16 protein-coding genes and 1 pseudogene are annotated in these 21,062 nt (G+C 61.8%); 9 read left to right on the forward strand and 8 right to left on the reverse strand.

The genetic code is table 11. From position 1 onward, the window contains the following. The first annotated feature begins 127 nt into the window (after positions 1–127). Positions 128–883, forward strand: coding sequence for an SDR family oxidoreductase (locus ACTHN9_RS22345; RefSeq protein ID WP_440538960.1), 756 nt, complete (start codon positions 128–130; stop codon positions 881–883). A 20-nt stretch (positions 884–903) separates the two neighbouring features. Here the strand turns inward: ACTHN9_RS22345 and ACTHN9_RS22350 are convergent, their stop codons facing one another. Continuing rightward, positions 904–1,944, reverse strand: a complete 1,041-nt coding sequence (locus ACTHN9_RS22350) for a lysozyme inhibitor LprI family protein (RefSeq protein WP_440538961.1) — start codon at positions 1,942–1,944, stop codon at positions 904–906. Positions 1,945–2,156: 212 nt separating this feature from the next. On the opposite strand from ACTHN9_RS22350, the gene ACTHN9_RS22355 reads away from it, so the two are divergent. Then, complete coding sequence (locus ACTHN9_RS22355) at positions 2,157–3,287, forward strand: branched-chain amino acid ABC transporter substrate-binding protein (protein WP_440538962.1); 1,131 nt, start codon at positions 2,157–2,159, stop codon at positions 3,285–3,287. 37 nt (positions 3,288–3,324) lie between these two features. After that, a complete protein-coding gene (gene lhpH, locus ACTHN9_RS22360; RefSeq protein WP_440538963.1) occupies positions 3,325–4,338 on the forward strand; it encodes a trans-3-hydroxy-L-proline dehydratase in 1,014 nt (337 codons plus the stop codon). 60 nt (positions 4,339–4,398) lie between these two features. On the opposite strand, the gene ACTHN9_RS22365 is transcribed toward lhpH, so the two are convergent. Then, positions 4,399–4,818 (reverse strand): MEKHLA domain-containing protein, encoded by a 420-nt coding sequence (locus tag ACTHN9_RS22365; protein WP_440539049.1) that lies wholly within the window; start codon positions 4,816–4,818, stop codon positions 4,399–4,401. Between the two features lie 194 nt (positions 4,819–5,012). Here ACTHN9_RS22365 and glgX point away from each other — a divergent pair, with 194 nt between their 5' ends. After that, positions 5,013–7,196, forward strand: coding sequence for a glycogen debranching protein GlgX (gene glgX / locus ACTHN9_RS22370; RefSeq protein WP_440538964.1), 2,184 nt, complete (start codon positions 5,013–5,015; stop codon positions 7,194–7,196). Positions 7,197–7,430: 234 nt separating this feature from the next. Here the strand turns inward: glgX and ACTHN9_RS22375 are convergent, their stop codons facing one another. Beyond that, positions 7,431–8,573, reverse strand: a complete 1,143-nt coding sequence (locus ACTHN9_RS22375; RefSeq protein ID WP_440538965.1) for a hypothetical protein — start codon at positions 8,571–8,573, stop codon at positions 7,431–7,433. A 217-nt stretch (positions 8,574–8,790) separates the two neighbouring features. Here ACTHN9_RS22375 and ACTHN9_RS22380 point away from each other — a divergent pair, with 217 nt between their 5' ends. Beyond that, positions 8,791–9,408: a LysE family translocator gene (locus tag ACTHN9_RS22380; RefSeq protein ID WP_440538966.1), complete on the forward strand. Its 618-nt coding sequence runs from the start codon at positions 8,791–8,793 to the stop codon at positions 9,406–9,408. 12 nt (positions 9,409–9,420) lie between these two features. Here the strand turns inward: ACTHN9_RS22380 and ACTHN9_RS22385 are convergent, their stop codons facing one another. Continuing rightward, on the reverse strand, positions 9,421–10,473 hold the full coding sequence (locus tag ACTHN9_RS22385; RefSeq protein ID WP_440538967.1) for a serine endopeptidase: 1,053 nt from the start codon (positions 10,471–10,473) through the stop codon (positions 9,421–9,423). Positions 10,474–10,738: 265 nt separating this feature from the next. Between ACTHN9_RS22385 and ACTHN9_RS22390 the strand changes: the two are divergent. Continuing rightward, a pseudogene (locus ACTHN9_RS22390) lies at positions 10,739–10,834 on the forward strand (LysE family translocator); the annotation flags it as partial. Continuing rightward, the gene (locus tag ACTHN9_RS22395; protein ID WP_440538968.1) at positions 10,834–11,769 is read left to right on the forward strand and encodes an ankyrin repeat domain-containing protein; all 936 of its coding nucleotides are present in this window, start codon (positions 10,834–10,836) and stop codon (positions 11,767–11,769) included. The pseudogene ACTHN9_RS22390 and the gene ACTHN9_RS22395, both read left to right, overlap by 1 nt. A 74-nt stretch (positions 11,770–11,843) precedes the next feature. On the opposite strand, the gene ACTHN9_RS22400 is transcribed toward ACTHN9_RS22395, so the two are convergent. The 3 genes from ACTHN9_RS22400 to ACTHN9_RS22410 all read right to left on the reverse strand — a co-directional run bounded on the left by ACTHN9_RS22400 (position 11,844) and on the right by ACTHN9_RS22410 (position 16,773). Then, positions 11,844–13,619 (reverse strand): diguanylate cyclase domain-containing protein, encoded by a 1,776-nt coding sequence (locus tag ACTHN9_RS22400; RefSeq protein WP_440538969.1) that lies wholly within the window; start codon positions 13,617–13,619, stop codon positions 11,844–11,846. Beyond that, positions 13,616–14,734 carry an extracellular solute-binding protein gene (locus ACTHN9_RS22405; RefSeq protein WP_440538970.1) on the reverse strand — a complete coding sequence of 373 codons (1,119 nt, stop codon included), beginning with the start codon at positions 14,732–14,734 and terminating at the stop codon, positions 13,616–13,618. The genes ACTHN9_RS22400 and ACTHN9_RS22405 overlap by 4 nt, the downstream gene beginning before the upstream one ends. 236 nt (positions 14,735–14,970) lie before the next feature. Further along, entirely contained in the window at positions 14,971–16,773 is a 1,803-nt protein-coding gene (locus ACTHN9_RS22410) for a methyl-accepting chemotaxis protein (RefSeq protein ID WP_440538971.1), read from the reverse strand. 463 nt (positions 16,774–17,236) lie between these two features. Here ACTHN9_RS22410 and ACTHN9_RS22415 point away from each other — a divergent pair, with 463 nt between their 5' ends. Beyond that, complete coding sequence (locus ACTHN9_RS22415; protein ID WP_440538972.1) at positions 17,237–17,443, forward strand: hypothetical protein; 207 nt, start codon at positions 17,237–17,239, stop codon at positions 17,441–17,443. Positions 17,444–17,530: 87 nt separating this feature from the next. Here ACTHN9_RS22415 and ACTHN9_RS22420 read toward each other — a convergent pair whose 3' ends face one another. Continuing rightward, positions 17,531–19,063 (reverse strand): methyl-accepting chemotaxis protein, encoded by a 1,533-nt coding sequence (locus tag ACTHN9_RS22420; protein ID WP_440538973.1) that lies wholly within the window; start codon positions 19,061–19,063, stop codon positions 17,531–17,533. Positions 19,064–19,409: 346 nt separating this feature from the next. Between ACTHN9_RS22420 and ACTHN9_RS22425 the strand changes: the two genes are divergently transcribed. Further along, positions 19,410–20,834 carry a DcaP family trimeric outer membrane transporter gene (locus ACTHN9_RS22425; protein ID WP_440539050.1) on the forward strand — a complete coding sequence of 475 codons (1,425 nt, stop codon included), beginning with the start codon at positions 19,410–19,412 and terminating at the stop codon, positions 20,832–20,834. The last annotated feature ends 228 nt before the right edge of the window (positions 20,835–21,062 follow it).

Below are 21,062 nucleotides of genomic sequence, written 5' to 3' on the forward strand. Positions count from 1 at the left end.
GCGATCTCGATTGGTGCCGAAAGGACAACACCGTGAGCGCATTCGCGGATCTACCGCGACCGCCCGCACCCACCTACGATGGACTCAGTGCGGTTCCTTGCCGCCAACGAACTCTGGAGGATCGACCATGAAGATCGTCGTCATCGGCGGTACCGGCCTAATCGGCTCGAAAACTGTCGCTATTCTTCGCCAAGGCGGCCACGATGCGATCGCGGCCTCCCCGAAAAGCGGCGTCGACACGATAACCGGCGAAGGACTGCGCGAAGCGCTGAGCGGTGCACAGGTTGTCGTCGACCTCTCGAATTCGCCTTCGTTCGAAGATCGCGCCGTGCTCGAATTCTTCGAAACGTCCGGCCGTCATCTTCTCGCCGCCGAAACGGCAGCCGGCGTCGGCCATCACGTCGCGCTGTCCATCGTCGGCACGGATCGAACGCCCGAAAACGGCTATTTCCGCGCTAAGGTCGCGCAGGAGCAGTTGATCAAAGCATCGGGCGTACCGTACACGATCGTGCGTGCGACGCAGTTCATGGAGTTCATCGGCGGGATCGCCGATTCCTGCACGAACGGCAACACGGTACGGGTGTCGCCGGGGCTATTCCAGCCGATTGCCTCGGATGACGTCGCGGCGGCCGTCGCGGACGCGGCCATCGCTCAGCCGAGAAACGGCACCATCGAAATCGCGGGCCCGGAGCGTGCGCCGTTCGACGAAATCGTCGCACGTTATCTCAAGGCCGTCGGCGACACACGAGAAGTGATTCGCGATCCCGACGCGCTCTATTTCGGCGGACGCGTCGAGGCGCATTCGCTCGTTCCTTTGGGGCCGGCGCGTCTAGGTCGCATCGATTTCGCCGAGTGGCGCCGCCGCTCCACCGCGAAAGCTTGAATGCCGGCGATAGGCGGGACTCACCGCATGATATCGGTCGGCAGCTTCGGATCGATCTGGTCGCGCCAGGCGAGAATCGTCTTCGGCACGCGCTTCTTCCATTCAGGCACGTTCGTGTAGTAGCGCATCCGAACATCGTTCTTCGCATCGATCACCAGCAAGCCGATCCAAAGCGCATTGCCGCGATGCATGACGATAGCGGCATTCGACGTGGCCAGGCCGCGCACGAAAAAGCTTTGCACTTTGGCCCCGAGACGATCTAGGTCGTCTACGTCGCCGCCGACGTTGATCGTGGAAAGCAGCGTGTCGTAGTCCGCGCCTAACAGTGCGCGGGCTGCGTCGTTTTCGCTGCGGTTGTCCAGCACGTTCAGGCTGACGAGGTCCGGGGACGGCTTGGCGTTGGCCGCCGCAAAGGTCAGATACTTGCCGTCGAACGATACGCCCATCGCTTCGCCGCAAGTGAGGGGACCGCTGTCTTCGGTCACGGCAATGCTGTCGTGCTCGCGCTTGAACGTCAGCTTGCATCCGTCCGAATCGCGATAAACGGCCGTCTCGCCCTGGAGCACGACATCGCCCTCGTTGTCTCCCAAATGGCCGCCGTTATACCCCGAGATAGAAAAATGCAAACGCGGCGGCGTGCCCGTAAACGTCAACGTTCCGCCTACCGACGGGCTATCCGTATCGAGCATCCAAGTTTGATCCCAGCGGTTCGGCGCGAGCGGCGCCCCCGCCAGTACCGCAAGCCGTTCGCGATAGCGGTCGCTCAAGCATGACGCATCTTCGCCGCAGGCGTTGCGTTCGTGCAGCCAGGTTAGTTGGCCGGCTTTGAGCGCCTTGGCGTCATGGCTTCCCGCAAGCGCGCCGCGCCATGCTGTCGCGAGTTCGCTGTCCAAGCGCGACACTTCGGGATTCGAACAAATGGCCTTTTCGGTACCCGTCGCCGCCTTTGTGCAATCGAAGCTTGCCGCGCCGCATGCGAGCGGGAAGGTCGCGAGTGCCGCGATGCCGATCAAATAGGGAAGCGGAAACTTACGAAGCCATTTCGGCGAACGTCCAAGCATGACTATTCCTCGTCAAAAAATCATATCGATGCGATTACCATTCGGCGCGCTGACGAAATGGCACCTACCACTATTCGTAGGCTGCCTATCCGGCCCGCGGCGACGCAGAGTTTACCCGCACTAGCAGGCACAGCTCGGTATAGTGCGGTTGTCGTTCGCCCGGAATGTGAACTACATTGGTTTTTCCATCAACCCGACATGAAAAACCGACTATGCGCTATCTCGCTACGCTCATTGCATTGATTTCCACACTCGGTATTGCAACGGCGGCACAGGCTCAAGAAGACGTGTTGATCGGCCATTCCGCACCGCTCACCGGCCCGCAAGCGGCGAACGGCAAGGATAACGAAAACGGTGCGCGCCTGGCCATCGAAGAATTGAACGAACAGCACGTGACAATCGCCGGCAAACCGGTGACTTTCAAATTGATTTCGGAGGACGACCAGGCCGATCCGAAGGTCGGCGTACAAGTCGCGCAAAATCTCGTCGACAAAAACGTCGTGGCGGTGGTTGGCCCGTACAACTCGGGCGTGGCCATTCCGGCGTCGCGCGTCTATCACAGCGCAGGCATACCGATGCTGCCCGTCGCGTCGAACCCCGACCTCACGAAGCAAGGCTTCGACAATATCTTCCGCATCGGCGCGAACGATTCGCAGCTCGGCGGCACGATGGGCGAATTCGCGGCGAAGACGCTCAAAGCCAAAACCGCTGCCGTGATCGACGACCGAACCGCTTATGGGCAAGGGGTGGCCGAAGAATTCATCAAGGCGGCGAAGAAGAACAATCTGAAAATCGTCGACCGCGAATATACGAACTCGCAGGCCACGGACTTCCTCGGCATTCTCACCACGATCAAATCGAAGAATCCCGATGTGATTTTCTTCGGCGGCTACGCGTCGCAAGGCGCACCGATGGCCAAGCAAATGCTGCAGCGCGGCCTGCGCGCGAAATTGCTCGGCGGCGACGGAATCTGCTCGGCCGATATGGGCAAAGTGGCCGGTCCCGCGGCATCGATCGTCTATTGCTCGCAAGGCGGCGTCGCGCTCGATTCGACGGCAGCCGGCCGTGCCTTCTTGAAGAAGTATCTCGACGCATACCATACGCAACCGCAGGTCTATGGCGTCAACTACTACGACGGCGTGAAGATGCTCGCCGATGCCATGACGAAGGCCGGCACGACGACCGACAAAGCCAAGCTGATCGCACAGTTGAAGAAGGAACACTATAAGGGCGTGGCCGGCACCTATTCGTTCGATGCGAATGGCGATCTCGAGGGTGCGCCGACAACGGTCTATGTTATTCGCGACGGCCTGCCCGCCCCGTACAGCAAGGACGCGAAGTGATAGGCTGCTCGTCTTCACCCACGAACGCGAGCGCCGCATGAAACTGAATCGATCGATTTCCACCGTCGAAGTCCACACCGGCGGCGAAGCGTTTCGGATCGTCACGAGCGGGCTGCCGCGCTTGCCGGGCGACACCATCGTCCAGCGGCGCGCGTGGCTCAAGGAGCACGCCGACGAGATCCGCCGCGCGTTGATGTTCGAGCCGCGCGGCCACGCCGATATGTATGGGGGCTATCTCACGGAGCCCGTCTCGCCGAATGCCGATTTCGGCGTGATCTTCCTCCATAACGAAGGCTACAGCGATCACTGCGGACACGGCGTCATCGCACTCGCGACGGCGGCCGTCGAACTGGGATGGGTGCAACGGGCTCAGCCCGAAACGCGTGTGGGAATCGATGCCCCGTGCGGGTTCATCGAGGCGTTCGTGAAGTGGGACGGTGCACACGCATCGAGCGTGCGCTTCGTCAACGTGCCGTCGTTCATTTGGATGCGCGACGTGGCGGTCGATACGCCTTCGTTCGGCACGGTAACAGGCGACATCGCCTATGGCGGCGCGTTCTATTTCTATGTCGATGGCGCGCCGTTCGATCTCCCGATTCGCGAAGCAGCCGTCGAGCGGCTGATTCGGTTCGGCGCCGAGGTAAAAACAGCGGCCAACGCGAAGTATCCGGTCGTCCATCCCGAGATTGCCGAGATCAACCATATCTACGGCACGATCGTCGCGAACGCACCCCGCTATCCCGGCTCCACGCAGGCCAATTGCTGCGTATTCGCAGACCGAGAAGTCGATCGCTCGCCCACGGGCTCCGGAACCGGTGGACGCGTGGCGCAGTTGTATCAGCGCGGGCTGCTCAAGGCCGGCGACACACTCGTCAACGAATCGATCGTCGGCACGATCTTCAAGGGGCGCGTGCTGCGCGAGACGAAGGTCGGCGACATCGAAGCCGTCATTCCCGAAGTCGAGGGCAGCGCGTATATCTGCGGCTTCGCGAATTGGATCATCGACGAGCGCGATCCGCTGACCTATGGGTTTCTCGTTCGGGGAAGTTAAAGATGACCGCCCCCGCGTATTCCGGCACGCGGGGCGCATGGCCGAATCCGGACGCTCCGTTCAAATATCGCTCGTCCTCGGAATCGCGACGGCCTGACCGTGCAGATTGCCCTCGTCATCGACGAGCTGCCACAGCGTGGCTTCCTCGATCATGAAGCGCTGCCCCGACCGGGTGATGCGCACGCCTTTGTAACCGGTCTCGTAGCCGAGCCGCTGCACGCGTTCGAGGAATCGCTGACGCTCCTCGCGGTTCGGCGCCTCGGCGGAGAGCCGAGACGGTAGCCGCGTGATTTCGTCCCAGCTGTATCCGAAGCGTTGCTGGGCCGCCTTGTTGGCATACATGAAGACCGGATCGGGTGCGACGTTGTGGGCGAGGACGGCAAAAGGGGCTTGCTCGTAAAGCCACTGCGCGGCTTCTCCCACAGGCAGGTCGCCGGGCACCAGCGGGCGACCGAGCAATCGAAGATAGCTGTCGGCCATCAATCGATAGAAGGCGAGATCGCTGTGAAGCGGGAGCGATTGAGATCCTTGGGATGATGGGGATATATCGTCGGACATCGTTCTGGTTCGATGAAAAAAGCTCGCCATTATAGAAATAAAAGAACGCCCTCGCCCCGAAGCATCGGGAATGAACCTTGCGCCGCTCTCGCGCCAACCAACCGCCGAGGACCGCCATGCAAACCACGACATCGATTGCCGAAGGTCTCCCGTTTCCGCTCGGTGCGACCTGGGACGGCGCAGGCGTGAACTTTGCGCTTTTTTCGGCGAACGCAACGAAGGTCGAGCTGTGTCTGTTCGACGCGCACGGCCAACGCGAGCTGCGACGGATCGAGTTGCCCGAATATACCGATGAAGTCTGGCACGTCTATGTCCCCGGCCTCGAACCCGGTGCCGTCTATGGCTATCGCGTCCACGGCCCTTACGAGCCCGAGGCGGGTCACCGCTTCAATCCGAATAAGCTGCTGCTCGATCCATACGCGAAAGCGCATGTCGGTTCGTTGACGTGGGATCCTGCCGTATTCGGCTACACGATCGGCGCCGACGGCGACGATCTGACGTTCGACGAGCGCGATAGTGCCGCCTTCGTGCCGAAATGTGTCGTCGTCGATCAAAACTTCTCTTGGACACACCCGACGCGAACGCGCGTGCCATGGGATCGCACCATCGTCTATGAACTCCACGTGCGTGGGTATACGAAACTTCACCCCGACGTGCCGCCCCGACTGCGCGGCACCTTCGAAGGACTCGGTCGCAAGGAAGTCGTCGAATACATCGCAGGCCTCGGCGTGACGGCGATCGAACTGATGCCGATTCATTCGTTCGTCAACGACAGCTACTTGCTCGACAAGGGCCTGACGAACTACTGGGGGTACAACACGATCGGCTTCTTCGCCGCCGATCCGCGTTTTTTCGCGCGAGGGGCGGGGGCGATCGCGGAGTTCAAGGAAATGATCGATCGCTATCACGACGCCGGGCTCGAAGTCATGCTCGACGTCGTCTACAACCACACGGCGGAAGGCAACGAACGCGGGCCGACGCTATCGTTTCGCGGGATCGACAACGCATCGTATTACCGCCTCATGCCTGATCGGCAGCGCTACTACATCAACGATACGGGCACGGGCAATACGCTGAATCTGTCGCATCCGCGCGTGCTGCAGATGGTGACGGACAGCTTGCGTTATTGGGTGGTCGAAATGAACGTCGACGGGTTTCGCTTCGATCTGGCGACGATCCTCGGTCGCGAACCGTATGGTTTCGACGAAGGCGGCGGCTTCCTGCACAGTTGCCGGCAAGATCCGGTGCTCTCGAGCGTCAAACTCATTGCCGAGCCGTGGGATTGCGGCCCGGGCGGCTATCAGGTGGGCGGCTTTCCTCCCGGATGGGCCGAATGGAACGACCGTTTCCGCGATACGGTGCGCGCCTTCTGGAAGGGCGACGACGGCATGGCGCCCGAACTCGCGAGCCGCATCACCGGTTCCGGCGACAAGTTCAACCGGCGCGGCCGGCGCCCTTGGGCCAGCCTGAATTTCGTGGCGGCCCATGACGGCTTCACGTTGAACGATCTCGTCTCGTACAACGAAAAGCACAACGAAGCCAACGGCGAAGACAATCGCGACGGGCACGACGACAACAAATCGTGGAATTGCGGCGCCGAAGGCCCGACCGACGACGCGCAAATTCGGGACTTGAGAGAGCGTCAAAAGCGCAATCTGCTCGCGACACTGCTGTTCTCTCAAGGCACGCCGATGATCGTTGCCGGGGACGAGTTCGGGCGCACGCAGCGCGGCAACAACAACGCCTATTGTCAGGATAACGAAATAAGCTGGGTGGACTGGGCCGGGATCGACGACGACGGGCGAGCATTGCGCGATTTCACGATCAAGCTGACGACGTTGCGTCATACGCTGCCGGTCCTGCGCCGCAATCGGTTCTTGACCGGCCAATTCGACGAACGGCAGCAGCTCAGCGAAGTGCGCTGGATGAGTCCGGCTGGGACCGAACTGACGCAAGAACATTGGAGCGATCCCTCGATGCGGTGCTTCGGCTTGCTCATCGACGGCCGCGCGCAAACGAGCGGCATTCGAAAGCCGGCTTCCGACGCGACGCTGCTGATCGTACTCAACGCCCATCACGACATCGTCGACTTCAAATTGCCCGACATCCCCGGTAGCGATCAATGGAGTTGTCTCATCGACACGAACGTGCCCGTGCGTGAAGAACTGCCCGAATTCGAATCGGGCGACGTCTATCAAGTCACGGGACGCTCGCTGCTCCTATTCGCGCTGCACGCGAAAGGCCAGACGCAGCGGATCTTCATGAGCCTGGAAAAGAAGCTCACGGAAGATCCCGATTGAAGGCGAACCGTGCTCGGCGCAGCGCCGTTGGCGACTGCGCCGTTCATCGCTTTGTCTTAGCTAGTGATAAAGCAACGCGATCAAGATGATGATCGGAATCGGTACACCAAGCAAATAAAGCAGAATCGAGCGCATGCGGCCTCCTAGTTCGATTTGAAATCCGATTGGGGATGAAACCCATCCTCTCCCCGATCGCCAATCCTCCGTACCGTTCGGGCGGCGTTCGGCGCGGGATCAGACATCGCGCAGGCGTCCCCCGAAGACGGCCATAAAGCACGCCGAGAACGCACCCATCAAAAGCGACACGAAGAGCCACAGCGCGGCAAATACGCTTGCACGCCGGGCGTTGTTCGCCGCGTCCTTCGCCGCCCCTTCGATCGCGACCATCTTTTGCTGAAGCTGTGCGTAGGTGGCAGCGACGCGCACCTCGGCGGCTGGCGGCGCCATGCCGGTGTAGCGCGACACGATCCTGGCCACGTAAGCGATATCGGCGGCCGAGAGTGCGTCGTTCGTCGCCAAGCTGTTCAGGAAGATTCGCGCCACTTCGCGCTTCGGCGGCTCGCCGCTCGGCACCGGTTCGCCCGTTGCGACGGGGGGCTCCGAAGCGGCCGAGGCGGTGAGCGCCGGTGTTGCGACGGGTGTGACGATCGTACCGGCGGCGGCGTTGCTGCCACCCGCCGTCGCCGAAGGGGCGGCGGCGACGGGCGCCGACGCATTCGACGCGGCGCTCGGTGCGGCGCTCGAAGCAGGGGCCGAAATCGCTGGAGCAGCGGCCGCGGAGGCGGACGATGTCGCGGCAGTGGAGGATGAGGAGGCGGTGGTGGCGGATACCGAAGCCGGTGGACGGAACAGCGCATCGACGTAGTAGCCGACGGGCCATCGATTCATCGCGGCGTTCGCATCGCCTCGATCGATGACCGCCGATGCCGCCGCTTTCGCCACCGCTTGTCCCCCTGCATGTTCGGCCGCGGGCAACATCGCAGCGAAGAGCGCGGCCGTTGCGAGCGTCGCAAGCGCCCACGATAGAAACCCATGCGCCGTATCGCGGAAATAGACTTCATCGACGTGCACGGCCGGCCATCGATGCCTCAATCGCCCGGCGAGATAGCCGCCGAGCCCAGACGTCAAAATCTGCGTGACGCACACCCAGACGATGGCGGCAATGCCGAACTTGGCCGCGCTCGCGCTAGCCGAACGCCAGGGCGAAAGTGCCGCGAGCCCGAGTCCGGCACCGAGCGTGAGCAAGATCAATCCGAACGCCGCCGCCGCGACCGCGCCCGCGAAGACGGCGCTCCAAGAAACGACCGCAAGATGCGGCTGCCATTCGGGGATGTCTCCCGGCAAAACGGGGGACGCCAAGGGTGTGAGTTCAGCCATCGCTTCTCTCCCGGAGCCTCCCAACGGGCCGGCCCCTCTCGTGCGGGTTGGTCGTGACGAATCGATCGAACGCATCGGGGTCGCAGCACGTTCCGTGCCCTGGATAGGCCTGCACCGTACCGCCAATTAACTCGCAATCTGTATCGGTACTGTACGGTTCGCTGCACGTAGACTTTATTGCCGACAGACTCCCTTTCCGATCGATTCGCGAGGCGCAATGCCACTTTCACTCTCGTACACCGCCCTCCCGGCCGCCATGATGTTTGCCTTGGTCATGTCGATCACGCCGGGGCCGAACAACACGATGCTGCTCGCGTCGGGCGTCAATTTCGGCTTGCGCCGAACGCTGCCGCATATGCTCGGCATTACGTGCGGCTGCATGATCATGATGATTGCGATCGCATTGGGGCTCGGCCAAGTCTTTACGCGCGTGCCCGCGCTGTACGCCGCGATGGAAATCGCTAGCGTGGCGTACCTGCTCTATCTCGCTTGGAAAATTGCGACGTCCCGTTCGTTTTCGGTCGACGAGGCCAACGAGCGGCCGATGACGTTCCTACAAGCCGCGGCGTTTCAATGGGTCAATCCCAAGGCGTGGATGATGGCCGTCAGCGGTGTCACGGCATTTCACCTCAACGACAACTTACTGATCAACGCCGCGTTACTGACGATCTCGTTCGCGATCGTCAACTTGCCGAGCATTACGATCTGGGCCGCATTCGGCCTCGGCGTGAGGCGATTTCTGTCGGGCGCTCGCGCGTTGCGCGCGTTCAATTGGAGCATGGCGGCCCTGCTAGTCGCGTCGATCGTGCCGGTCTTTCGGCATGGATTGGCGTGAGCGAGGGTCAGGCTAAGCCGAAGCCCCCTCCGATCCGCCGCATGCGTGGCAGAAGCGGCTAAACGCGTTCTTTCGTGTCTGACAGTGCGTGCAGAGGTTGAACACGCCAATCCCGCAATGGGGACAGAAATTCGCGTGCGGATCGGCGGTATCGATCGGACGCTCGCAGCCGGGGCAGATTTTGGACACGATCTGTGCATAGGCTTTCACGAAATCGAGCGATTCGCGTCGCGTCACGCCCGGTTGCGCTTCCTCCTTTCGCTTTTGCTCGACATATTGCGAAAGCGCGCGAATCGCATAGCGGCCCAGCACGACGGTCAGCACGATCCCGACCGTGTAGCGAACATAACCGCCATAGCTCGGCAGATACGGCACCAGTTCGACGAAAAAGGCGAACAGCGCAAAGAAAATGAAGCCCCAAACGAATGGCCAATAGCGGCTGCGACGCTGCTTAGCGAATAGCCATCCCGCGATCAGCAGCAAAGGCAATGTAAAGAGCAGGCGCATGCCGAAGACGCGCAACTCCAACTTGCGCAACGAAGCTTGGTAGCGGTCGTCGGCCTGTGCGCCCAGCGTCGCGAGCGAACTCGTTACGGTGTCGCGCTCGCGATCCAGCGTCAGCCGTTCTTGCTTCAAGGTATCGATCCGCGCCTGCGCGGTACGCTCGCGTTGCGTGGCCGCCTCGAGCGCTTGCGCGTGCGCGATAACGGCGGGATCTTGCTCCGCGTTCGAGGTGGCATGGCGCGTGGCAATGGTCGTGCGGAAGGCTTCGCGCGCCTGCTGCGTGTCTTGCTCGGCCGCGGTGAGCAGCAGCGACGCTTGATCGGTCGCATCCATATTCGCCGTCAGAGCCGCTCGAACTTTGGCGAGCCGCTGTTGCAGCGGCGCGGTGGCTTGCTGGTCGACGAACGTGTCGCGGGCAGGGGCATTCTCGACGCGCGGCAGATCGTCGACGATCCGCCCACCCAATCCGATCAAAAAACCCGCGAATACGATCGCAATGATCCATAGCGCACGCTGAAACCATACCTCCGCGAGCCGCAACCCCTTGGTGGATTTTGTCATGTCTTTTACCTTCCGCTCTTAACCTGCGTATTGCCGATTGCGCGGGGAGCGCGAACAAAAGAGAACGCGTTTCCCGCTTTATTCACCACGAGGCATGATGCCAGAACTTATGGCTATCGCAGGGTGCGATCGACGGCTTAGAATCGCATTTTGCGAGCCCTTTCTCTCTTTCTAGGAGCGTTCGATGACTGCGACAGCTGCCGTTTTCGCCATTCTAGTCGCGCTATGGTTAGGCGCCATGATTCCCGGGCCGAGCTTCGTGCTCGTGCGCGCGAAGCAGTGGGTCGATCGGATTGCCGCAGGCGCGATCGCGGCGCTCGGGCTTAGGCTGATCTTGACCGCGCCGAAGGCCGGGATTTAATGAAGTCGCTAATCGCCAGGCTGGCGTACGAGGGCCAATGGAGCGAATTGCTGGCATGGCTTTCCGAGCAGCCCGAAGGGGTGAATTGCGCAAGCGAACCGAAGGGCTACACCCCGCTTCATCAAGCTGCGTGGCATGGCGCAAGCCTCGCGGTAGTCGGCAAGCTCCTGGCCCTCGGCGCCGACCCGACGCTGAGAACCAACGATCGGCACCAGAGCGCCCGAGACATCGCGGCGAGCCGGCATCCCGGGCGCGACGACCTTCACTTTTTGCTACTCGAGCGTCGTCGGACACTGGCGCAGCTCATGCGAAAAATGGCTGCGGAGACGCCAACGCTGTTCGAACCGTACGACGGCAATCAAGTGGTGTTCGACCGCCTGCTCGATTGCTTTGGCTCGGACTCGTACCACGACCCGGACGTCGACTCGGGCGTCGACTTCGAAGAACGGCTGTCTTGCGCGTTCGTGGCCATCACGGGCAACGCCACGGCGGCGATTCCGATCGCCGCGTGCGGCGCGTCGAATCGCGAGTTCTGGTCCGACCGCTTCCGGCCTCTACTACGAAGCCTCGCTGCACGCGCGTGCCGCATCCCTATCGAGCGACATTGGGCTGTGGTGTCGGATGTTTTCGACCCGGCACCGCGGCAGTGGGGCTTGCGAGGCGATCCGTTTTTATGGATGGAGATGCGCCAGGCGCTGTGTCATGTTCCATTACCGGAGCAACCGCAGACAATCGATGCGATCGTCCGGGCCGCCTTTCTCGCGCTCACGGGTCACCCCTTGGATGCGCGATCGAACGTAAGTATTCGAAGATTCGCTAGGGGCGGCATGAGCAGCGGGATCGTAAGCGGCGCGTTCTGGGCCGAGACGTTCGTGCCGCTCGTGCAAAAGCGCGTCGAGTGGCTGGTCGATTCATGGCACGGGCACAGCGGCTAGCCTAGCGCTCGCCCATGAAGCGGTCCATCCTGTCAGCGGCCGGCGCCCTATTCGGATCTTCACAACGTATCGTATTACGCGCGCCGGCTCACTTCATCGTAGTCGGCCGACGGTTCGTTTGCCGTCAATTCTTGATAACGAACGTAGGACCGATGCAACGATGTCTTCGCCGCATACATCGCGGCGTCGGCCTTCGCCAATAGTTCCTCGGCTCGGTCGCCGTCCACCGGGAATTCGCTGATCCCTACGCTCGCGCCCACCACAGCAGGATGCTCCCCGAGCATGACCACTTCGTTCAGCGCGGCTTGAACGCGCTCCGCCGTCTCATGGATCGCCTCGATGCTGCGCACGCCCGACACGAGGATGATGAACTCGTCTCCACCGAGGCGGGCCACGACATCGCGCTCGGGCAAAACCGCGCGCAAGCGCTGCGCAACGATGGCGAGCGTTCGATCGCCGGCGGAATGCCCCAGTCGATCGTTGATCTGCTTGAAGCCGTCCAGGTCGACGAACATGACCGCAAGGCGCTCGCCGTCGGCCGACGCGAGTCGAATCGACGCTTCGAGCTGCTCCATGAATCGCATTCGATTCGGCAAGCCAGTGAGTACGTCGTGTCCCGCAAGATGGGTCAGTTCCTGCTGCTTCGTTTGCAGGGTCTTCATTTGCGAATGAATTTCCGCGCGCATGACGTCGAAACAGCGCGCAAGCACGCCGATCTCGTCGGAGCGCCGGATCGGCAATCGCTCGACGGCCGAATCGTCGAATACGTGCGTCGCCGCATGGGCCAGCGTCCTCAGCGGGCGCGCCAACGCTCGGGCGAACAGGGTCGCCAGAACGATCGCGACGGCGCTGAAGATCAGCACGATACGCACGATCTGGGCGCCTAGCGCGTTCGCGGAAACGAGCACGTTCGCCATGGCGCGCCCGAGCCCCAACACGACAAAACGGTTTCCCGCGACATTGCCGAACGGCGCCCGCACGAATGCAAACGCATGCGCCGACGCTAAATCCCCTTGCCCTGTCCCATCGAACGTCAGCGTCGTACGGCCGCCTTCAAACATCGCGCGGGTGGCCGGAAAACTCGTTTGCATCAGCACCCGCCGGCCGCGCTCGAAGCCGAACGTCTGACTCGGATCCGGGTGAATGAGAAAGTCGCCCCATTCGTTCGCGAGGTAGACGAGATAGCCCGCCGGCAAATCGAGTTCCAGCCGCCGGAACACCTGCGTCAAATCCACATCGATGACGAGGACCCCCACTTTGCGCCCCTCCTCGTCGACGATCGGCGAAGCCACCCGCATCGACGGCCGTTGCTTGCTCTCATCCGAAGCCGACGCGGGCGCGAGGCCGATCGGGGAGAGATAGACATCGCCCGGCGTCACGGCAAGGGTATCGAACACGTAGGCGAACTGCCCTTTTTCCTGCAATTCGCTATCGGGAACGGCAACGGCGCCTTGCGCGCCATTCGCGCCGCGCTCGACGCGAATCAGCTCCAGCCCATGGCGAAAACGCGTGATGAGACGGATCTCCAGGTACTCGGGGTGGTGCGCCATGAAGCGCAGGAACACCTGTTCGAGCCTTGCGCGGCCGGCATCGGAACCTTGATCCGAGCGCGCCACCGCAACGGCGGACGGCATCGTGCCCAGCACGAGCGCATCGGCGCCGACGTCGCCCAGCGCCGCCGTGAAGCGCTGGCTCAGCAACTGCGTCGAAGTCAACAAGCTGCGCTCCGCTTCCTGCATGATCATCGCGCGGTTGGCACGATAGGCGTAATAGCCGGTCGCCCCCGAGGCAGCCACGCCGATGCAAACCAGCAAGACCGAAAGCCGGGAGGTCAGACCGAGCTTGATCATTTCGGAAAACTCCCGAGCCGATCGCCCGCTTCGATGCGCCGCCACAGCACCTCTCGCTGGCCGATGCTCTCCACACGCTGGATCCAAACGAGACGCTGCCGCCCGGTGGAAGGCTCGCCAGGCACCGGCGTCAACGTATTGGCCAGCCCTTCCCGTTGCGTCAGTTGCGCGGCGATCGCCGGCTGGAGCATGAAGTCGATCCAATCGTAGGCCAGCTCCCGATTGCCCGTTCGCGTAACGATGGCCCAGCAATCGAGCCATGCGAGCGCCCCCTCGTCCGGGATCACATAACCGACGTCGGCCCCGGCCCGGCGCAACTGTTCGACCTGCTGCGTGCCGTAATTGCCGAACATCAGGGCGGCGTGATGTTGGGTGAATAGGGCGGTCGCCTCCTCGGGCAGCGTGTAATAGGTGAGCAGGTTGCGGCGCAATTCGACGAGCTTGTGCGCGACCGTGCGCATCTGCTCGGGCGAGAGATGAAAGGGATCGGCATAGCCGAGCGCCAAGGCCGTCAACGAAAAATTGTGCTGCGCGCTATTGAAATCGAGTACCTTACCTTGATAACGCGGATCCCAAAGCGCAAGCATCGAATGCGGTGCGACTGCGATCTGCTTGCGATCGTAAATGAGCCCCATCGACGAATAGGTAAACGGAATCGCGTAGGCACTATGCGCGTTCACGAGCCCGCGTATCGCATCGAGCTTCTGGAAATACGGCTGCTGCCCGCCGCGATTCGGTATCAGCGAAAGATCGAGCGGCTGGAGCAGCCCCGCACGCGCATAACGTTCTATTTCCGCGGTATTGGCCGCCAGTACGTCGTACGGCGGTGGCACGGCGCTATTCATGCGTGCCCATAGCGCTTCGTCGGAATCGACGAAGGTGACTTCGACTCTGGCGTGGAAGCGCCTTTCGAAGGCTTTCACCCAATCGTCGTCCGCATAGCCCGGCCAAGCGAGCACGCGCAGCACGGCCTGACGCGGCGAAGCGGAATCCGCCAGCGTTTCGGTCCAAAAAAAACAAAGCAAGAAAAATAGTGCGGCGAACGGCGCCACAAAGCGGCCTGCGCGAAGGCGGGCCACCCATCCCCATATGGCTCGGAGAACGACCACGCTCATGCGTCGCCTCGCGTATGACACGTTATTGAATGCATTCGAAGGTCGGCGCGGAGCCGGCGAGGCCGGCGAGCTGTCCTAAACGACGGAGGGCCGCCTTTACGACGATCACGCGTCAATATGCCCGTTCTCCGTCATGCACGCAACAGGAAGCGTTAAGCGACACGTAAGCCGTCGCAAAAGCGCTACCGATATGCGTTTGCCGGCCCGAGGCTAGCCGGCGTAACGCAAGGGCGACATTAAGCCGACAGCTTAAACTCTCCCACGGCTTCGGCCAGCTTTGCGGCTTGCTCGCGCAGCATTTGGGCGGCCGCGGCCGATTGCTCGACGAGCGCAGCGTTTTGCTGCGTGGTGTTGTCGAGCTGCGCGAGCGCCTGATTGACTTGGCCGAGCCCGGTGCTCTGCTCCGTGGCGGCCACCGAAATCTCGCCGATCACGTTCGTAATCCCGCGCACGCCTTCGACGATTTCATCCATCGTCGCGCCGGCCGTTTGCACCAAACTCGAGCCAGCCTCGATTCGCTCCACCGACGAGCTGATCAACTGCTTGATTTCCTTGGCCGCCTGTGCGCTGCGCTGCGCGAGCGCACGCACTTCGCCGGCCACCACGGCAAAGCCGCGGCCGTGCTCGCTGGCTCGCGCCGCTTCCACGGCTGCATTCAATGCGAGGATGTTCGTCTGGAAAGCGATGCCGTCGATCACGCCGATGATATTGGCGATTTCGGTCGACGCTTTGGTGATAGCGTCCATCGTGGATACGACGTCGCCCACCACGCGTCCGCCGCGCATCGCGACGTTCGATGCCGATTCCGCGAGTTCGCTGACTTGGGTGGCGGCATCGGCGGAATTGCGCGCCGTTCCCGAAATCTCTTCGAGCGCGGCGGCCGTCTTCTGCAAATTCGATGCGGCCAGTTCGGTGCGGCTCGACAGATCCTGATTGCCCTGCGCGATCTCGGCACTCGCTACATTGACCGATTCGCTGAAATCGCGAATATGTCTGAGGATTACGCTGATCTTTTCGGCGAACAAATTGAAAGCATGGGCGATTTGCGATGCCTCGTCGTTGCCGTTGACGGGCAGCCGGCGGGCGAGATCGCCGCTGCCGCTCGCAACGTCGGTCAGTGCGTCGCGCACGAGCAGCACGCGCTTGAAGGCCGCATTCGTCAACATGCCGACGAGCGCCGCCGCGATCAACGCAACCAGCACGATCGCGACGAGCGTCGTCGTCGCGACGGCGCGCATCCCGGCCGTGACGTCAGATTTGTCCAACGCCAGCACGAGGCTCCAGTCGCTGCCCTTGATCGGCTGCGCGCGAAGCAGCTTCGCCGCACCGTCGATGTGCACGACCAAGGACTCCGAAGCGTTCTGCAGCGCTTTCAATGCTTCCGGCGTCAACTCGGGCGCCATGTTCGTCGCCGGCTTCATGATGAGATCGGTCTTCGCGCTAGCGATGACGTCGCCCTTTTCGTCGACCAGAAACGCGAAGCTGGCCGGCGTGGGGTGCACCGCCGTGACGATTTCGCTCACGCTTTGCATGAACAGGCTCGCCGCCATGACGGCTTTCACATTGCCGTCACGGATAATGGGCACCGCGAAAGCGACGGCAGGCTTGCCGGAGGAAGCGTCGCGATACAGCCCGGTCACGATGAGATGGCCGGCTGCGACCGCTTGCTTGTACCAGGGGCGAGCCGTCGGATCGTAGGTCGGGGCAAGCGGCACGTTCGAGAACGCCGATTTATCGGGCAAGCCTAGCGTCATGACTTCGAAGCCGCCCGATTTGGCGAGCAGTTTCAACGCCGGCACGGGATCGCCCTCGCCCACGGCGATCGTATCCGCCAGCGCTTGCGTTTCGCGCGTACGGCTCTCGACCCATCCGTCGATGGCGAGGGCCTGGCCAGTCAAGATCGCCTTGAAGCTCTGGTCGATGCTCTCGTCGTTGTGAATCTTGACGACGTAATAGAGGAGCCCGCCTGTCACCGCGAGGGCAGTGACGACGATTGCGACGCAAGTCGCGAGGATCCGACCGCGAATGGTTCCGAGCATTGCCATATGTCTCCGAGAGTTCGCACAAAGCGAATGTCAAGCGATACCGCTACGACGGAGATAACGGCAGAGTGCAATGGGAACTTGAGCCAGATCGTGCGAAGAATTGGCGTCGACATTGGCGGCGAAGCGACTTGCAATGCGTCGGTTTCGTTATGCAACTGCTTAATTGTTACGACAATGTGACAAACGGCGTTTGGACTGCGTGGTCCACCGATGCGCATGTCGTGAGCCCTCGATGGTTGCGGCGGCAGAAGGGATCGCGGATTTTCCGTGCCGACGTCGTACCCGTTTTCTCATCTTCAGCTCAGTGAAATTTAAGGTCCGAACACGACAATTCATTCCACAGGTTTTGCATGGGACGCCCAAAGCGCACCATCGCCCCGGGCGAGGGCCCGCTATTTGCGCGTACCCCTATCCCGGCGCCCCGCGGGGCCAATAACGCAACGAATAGGAGTTCGCTATGACATCGTCATTATCCTCCCCGTCCAGACGAATCCTCAAAGGAATCGCCGCCCTGCTTGCCATCGGGTTCTTTGCAGGCTGCACGTCCACGAGCGGCGGTCCGCCCGGTGCATCGATAGCGCCGCACGCCGTCTACGGCTCGGACGGACACTACGGCGGCTGGGGCACGGGCTTCGGCAGCGACGGATCGCGCGGCCGCGGCTAACCGCGCCGCGCCTCCAACGCGGCTCGAGCAGGCGCCGTCACTGAGCCGTCACTAAGCCGTCGCGGTGCAATCGCCCTCCGTTCCGCCCTACTCGAGCCGGAATGAAGACACCGCCGTTCGGAGCTTGGCGGCCTGCTCCGTCAGCGATTGAGCGGCGGCCGCGGCCTGCTCGACCAGCGCCGCGTTATGCTGCGTCACCTCGTCCATCTGTACGACCGCTTGACTCACCTGCTCGATTCCACGGCTTTGTTCGTCGGAAGCGATTGCAATGTCTCCGATCGTTTCCGCAACGCGCCGAATGGCATTCTTGACGTCTTCCATCGTCGTGCCCACATCGGCCGCCTGCCTCGCTCCGTCTTCGATCATCTCGACGGAGGTACCGATCAGATCCTTGATCTCCTTCGCGGCAGCGGCCGAGCGTTGCGCCAGGCTTCGCACCTCCGACGCCACGACGGCGAAACCGCGCCCCTGCTCGCCCGCCCGAGCCGCCTCCACCGCGGCGTTCAGGGCCAGGATGTTCGTCTGGAACGCGATGCCCTCGATCACGCCCGTGATCTCCGAAATCTTCGTCGAACTCTCGCTGATCCGTGCAATCGTGCCCACCATGTTCTGCACGACCTGATTGCCCGCATCGGCCATCGAAGTCGCATTCGCGGCCAGCGCATTTGCCTCGCGGGAATTGTCGGCGTTGTGCTTCACCGTTTCCGTCAACTCGGTCATGCTCGACGCGGTCTCTTCCAGTGAAGCGGCCTGCGTTTCCGTGCGCGCGGACAGATCGGCGTTGCCGCTCGCGATTTCGTCGGCCGCTAGGTTGACAGTCTCGGAACTCGCCATGATCTCGCGTACGGTCTTGCTGAGCTGACCATCCATCTTTCTCAACGCATCCAGCAGCTTTCCGAACTCGTCGCGGCTCGACGCTGCAATTCGGTTCTCGAGCTTGCCGTCGGCGATTCGCTCGGCGACATCGACAGCTTGGCCCAGCGGAGACGTAATCGCACGCACGATGTAGATCGATACGCCCACGCCAATCAGGACCCCAACTGCAATGCAGGCAATACTGGCCCATAGGACCTCGTCGAAGGTCGATTTGCTGTCGTTCGCAAAGCCTTCAGCCTTCTTCGCATTGACGGCGGCATCCTCTTCGAGCGCGGCGCCCAGCGCATTGGACTGGGCCTCCGCCGACGCCACCGCGCTGTCTGCCGCGTCGAAGTTATCGGCCTTGAGCATCGCGGCGATGGCTTCCACGCTCGCCTTGAAAGCCGGTATCTGCCGCTCGATTGCCGCGACGGCAGCCTGTTCGTTCGTATCGTTGAAATTTCCTCGAGCGTAGTCCTTCCACGTCGAATCGAGCGCTGTCAAATGCCTCTCCAACCCCGGAAGGCTTTCGCGAACGCTGGTGTCGGTACGCAACGCCTGCATGCGCCGCAGCGCGACGCGCACCCTCAATTGCTCGGCCCGGACCTTGGACAGTTGCACAATCGGCACCGTCGCGGACGCATAGGACTCCTCATTATTCTTCGCGATTCGCCATGCACCGACTAGTCCAGACAAACCGATGGCAACCATTAACGCGACGCACGCAATAAAAGCGGCGTAAATCCTGAATTTAATTGTCGTCATAAAAAAACACTCAAGGGTCTCCGTCCGGCATGCGGTCGTTTCGACGCATTGTATTCAGCCCACTCCTAAGAAAGCTGTCAGTGCTCGACAGGTTTGTAACAGCGCAGCCACGCTCGCCAGGAAGCGCGGTGCGCCTGGGGAAAGTACGGACGGAAACGGCCATTTCCTGACAGCCGGTAGACAGCTTGCGCTCCCTACTATGCGGTCACTGCTCCTCGGCAACGACTCCACGAGCAGTACTCGCTAAAACAATCAGATGCAGGAGACATTGATGAAAAGGTGGGCGAATTCAATCGACCAACGGCAGCGGTGGACGAGAAAGCCGACATCGATAGCAGCGCAATTGATGTGCTTTGCCATCGCCGGAATCGCTGTCGCACCGGCCGCACACGCGGACCAGCTGAGTCAGCTCGAAGCGGAAATCCATGACCTGTCGGCGCAGATTGCGCAACTGAAGGCCACACAGGCGCAACAAGCGGCCACCCAAGCGACGCAAGCCAAGCAATTGGCCCGGCCCGTGGCCGTGGCCCAAGCGCCCGGCGTCCAACTGACGCCCATGAAAGCGGAGCAGCTGAGTTCGTCCGCGGAATACGTGCAGCGCGGAACGATGCCGCATTCGTTCCTCGTGCCGGGTACCAATACGTCTCTGAGTATCGGCGGGTTCATCAACTTCCAAGGCATCTACGATCCGACCGAAAACCTCGGGCCGAAATTCGCAATCGGCAACTTGGATCCCAAAGGCAGCAATGCCCGCGCGCAATCGGAACGCACGTTTCACTTCCAGGACAAGGTGTCGCGTCTAGTCGTCGGCTCTAGCACACCGAGCCCGTACGGCAATATCACGACGAACTTCGGGCTCGACTTCTACGGCTTCACATCGGGCGGCGACAACAACCAAGCGCTTCAGAACAACAGTTGGGGTGCGCGGATCGTCACCGCCTATGGCACGATCGGGCCGTTCCTCGTCGGTATGGCCAATTCGAACTTTATCGACGATCCGGATTCGTTGGAATCGTTCGATAACGCGGGCCCCGCCGGCTTGCCCGCCGCACGCACGCCGCAGGTCCGATACACCATGCCGCTCGGCAAGGGCGGCGCGCTGTCCTTCGCACTGGAAAACCCGCAAACGGGCTATCAAGACACAGGCGACAACATCGAGGCCAACACCAAGACGAACCCGTTCCCCGACCTTTCCGTGAAGTACGAACGCGAGGGCAACTGGGGACACTTCCAAGTGTCGGGCATCGCCCGCGACCTCGGTTTCACCGATCAGAACGGCTCGCGTAAAACGAAGTTCGGCGCGGCGGCCTTGATGGGCGTCACGTTCAATCTCCCGCACAGCAAGGACAACTTCGGCGGCCAGGTTTGGTACGGCGCGCTGGGCCGCTACCTGCCCGACGATTTCGGCGCAAACGTCGCGTCGGTGCTCGCGGTCAACAACGGCACCACGGCGAACCCCACGGGCGCAACGAACATCGAGATCCAACCCGACGCGGGCGCCGAGCTGTTCTTCCAACACTGGTGGACGCCCAAGCTGCGCTCGAATCTCGGCTTCGGCTACAACCACCAGAAACTCGCTTCGTTCTTGCCCGCCGATCCGACGAACGCCGTCACCACGAAGACGGTGCACGTCAACTTGATCTACCGCCCGGTTCCGACGGTGGACGTCGGCTTGGAAGCGATGTACGGCCAAAAGACGTTCCAATCCGGCACGGGCCTCGGCACGCAATCGGCCTGGCGGATGGAAGCCGGCGGCATCTGGCATTTCTAACCCTCACGATCCTCAGCTTTCGGCGGCATGCGGAAAACCCGGTCCCGTATGCCGCCCTTTAAAGGAGAAGCGACCGATTGATTCACTCGAGCAATGACGGCTGTACCAAGAAGAAGTAGTCGCCGCTTTTTCCGATTCCCGTCTCGTTAGCGGGCCAACACCCAGAAGCGCGAAACGGAAAAATCCGGCGGCGCAACATCCATGCAATCCGCCCATCGATCGGCGATG

The sequence above is a fragment of the Trinickia sp. genome (assembly GCF_051953405.1).
Classification (GTDB): Bacteria; Pseudomonadota; Gammaproteobacteria; order Burkholderiales; family Burkholderiaceae; genus Trinickia.

What these genes read in the sequence shown, in the direction of transcription:
- ACTHN9_RS22425 (WP_440539050.1), top strand. Translation starts at nt 19,410, where the DNA reads ATGTGCTTTGCCATCGCCGGAATCGCTGTCGCACCGGCCGCACACGCG.
- ACTHN9_RS22400 (WP_440538969.1), bottom strand. Translation starts at nt 13,619, where the DNA reads ATGATCAAGCTCGGTCTGACCTCCCGGCTTTCGGTCTTGCTGGTTTGC.
- ACTHN9_RS22355 (WP_440538962.1), top strand. Translation starts at nt 2,157, where the DNA reads ATGCGCTATCTCGCTACGCTCATTGCATTGATTTCCACACTCGGTATT.
- ACTHN9_RS22350 (WP_440538961.1), bottom strand. Translation starts at nt 1,944, where the DNA reads ATGCTTGGACGTTCGCCGAAATGGCTTCGTAAGTTTCCGCTTCCCTAT.
- ACTHN9_RS22395 (WP_440538968.1), top strand. Translation starts at nt 10,834, where the DNA reads ATGAAGTCGCTAATCGCCAGGCTGGCGTACGAGGGCCAATGGAGCGAA.
- ACTHN9_RS22345 (WP_440538960.1), top strand. Translation starts at nt 128, where the DNA reads ATGAAGATCGTCGTCATCGGCGGTACCGGCCTAATCGGCTCGAAAACT.
- ACTHN9_RS22385 (WP_440538967.1), bottom strand. Translation starts at nt 10,473, where the DNA reads ATGACAAAATCCACCAAGGGGTTGCGGCTCGCGGAGGTATGGTTTCAG.
- ACTHN9_RS22415 (WP_440538972.1), top strand. Translation starts at nt 17,237, where the DNA reads ATGACATCGTCATTATCCTCCCCGTCCAGACGAATCCTCAAAGGAATC.
- ACTHN9_RS22420 (WP_440538973.1), bottom strand. Translation starts at nt 19,063, where the DNA reads ATGACGACAATTAAATTCAGGATTTACGCCGCTTTTATTGCGTGCGTC.
- ACTHN9_RS22405 (WP_440538970.1), bottom strand. Translation starts at nt 14,734, where the DNA reads ATGAGCGTGGTCGTTCTCCGAGCCATATGGGGATGGGTGGCCCGCCTT.
- lhpH (WP_440538963.1), top strand. Translation starts at nt 3,325, where the DNA reads ATGAAACTGAATCGATCGATTTCCACCGTCGAAGTCCACACCGGCGGC.
- ACTHN9_RS22365 (WP_440539049.1), bottom strand. Translation starts at nt 4,818, where the DNA reads ATGGCCGACAGCTATCTTCGATTGCTCGGTCGCCCGCTGGTGCCCGGC.
- ACTHN9_RS22410 (WP_440538971.1), bottom strand. Translation starts at nt 16,773, where the DNA reads ATGCTCGGAACCATTCGCGGTCGGATCCTCGCGACTTGCGTCGCAATC.
- ACTHN9_RS22375 (WP_440538965.1), bottom strand. Translation starts at nt 8,573, where the DNA reads ATGGCTGAACTCACACCCTTGGCGTCCCCCGTTTTGCCGGGAGACATC.
- glgX (WP_440538964.1), top strand. Translation starts at nt 5,013, where the DNA reads ATGCAAACCACGACATCGATTGCCGAAGGTCTCCCGTTTCCGCTCGGT.
- ACTHN9_RS22380 (WP_440538966.1), top strand. Translation starts at nt 8,791, where the DNA reads ATGCCACTTTCACTCTCGTACACCGCCCTCCCGGCCGCCATGATGTTT.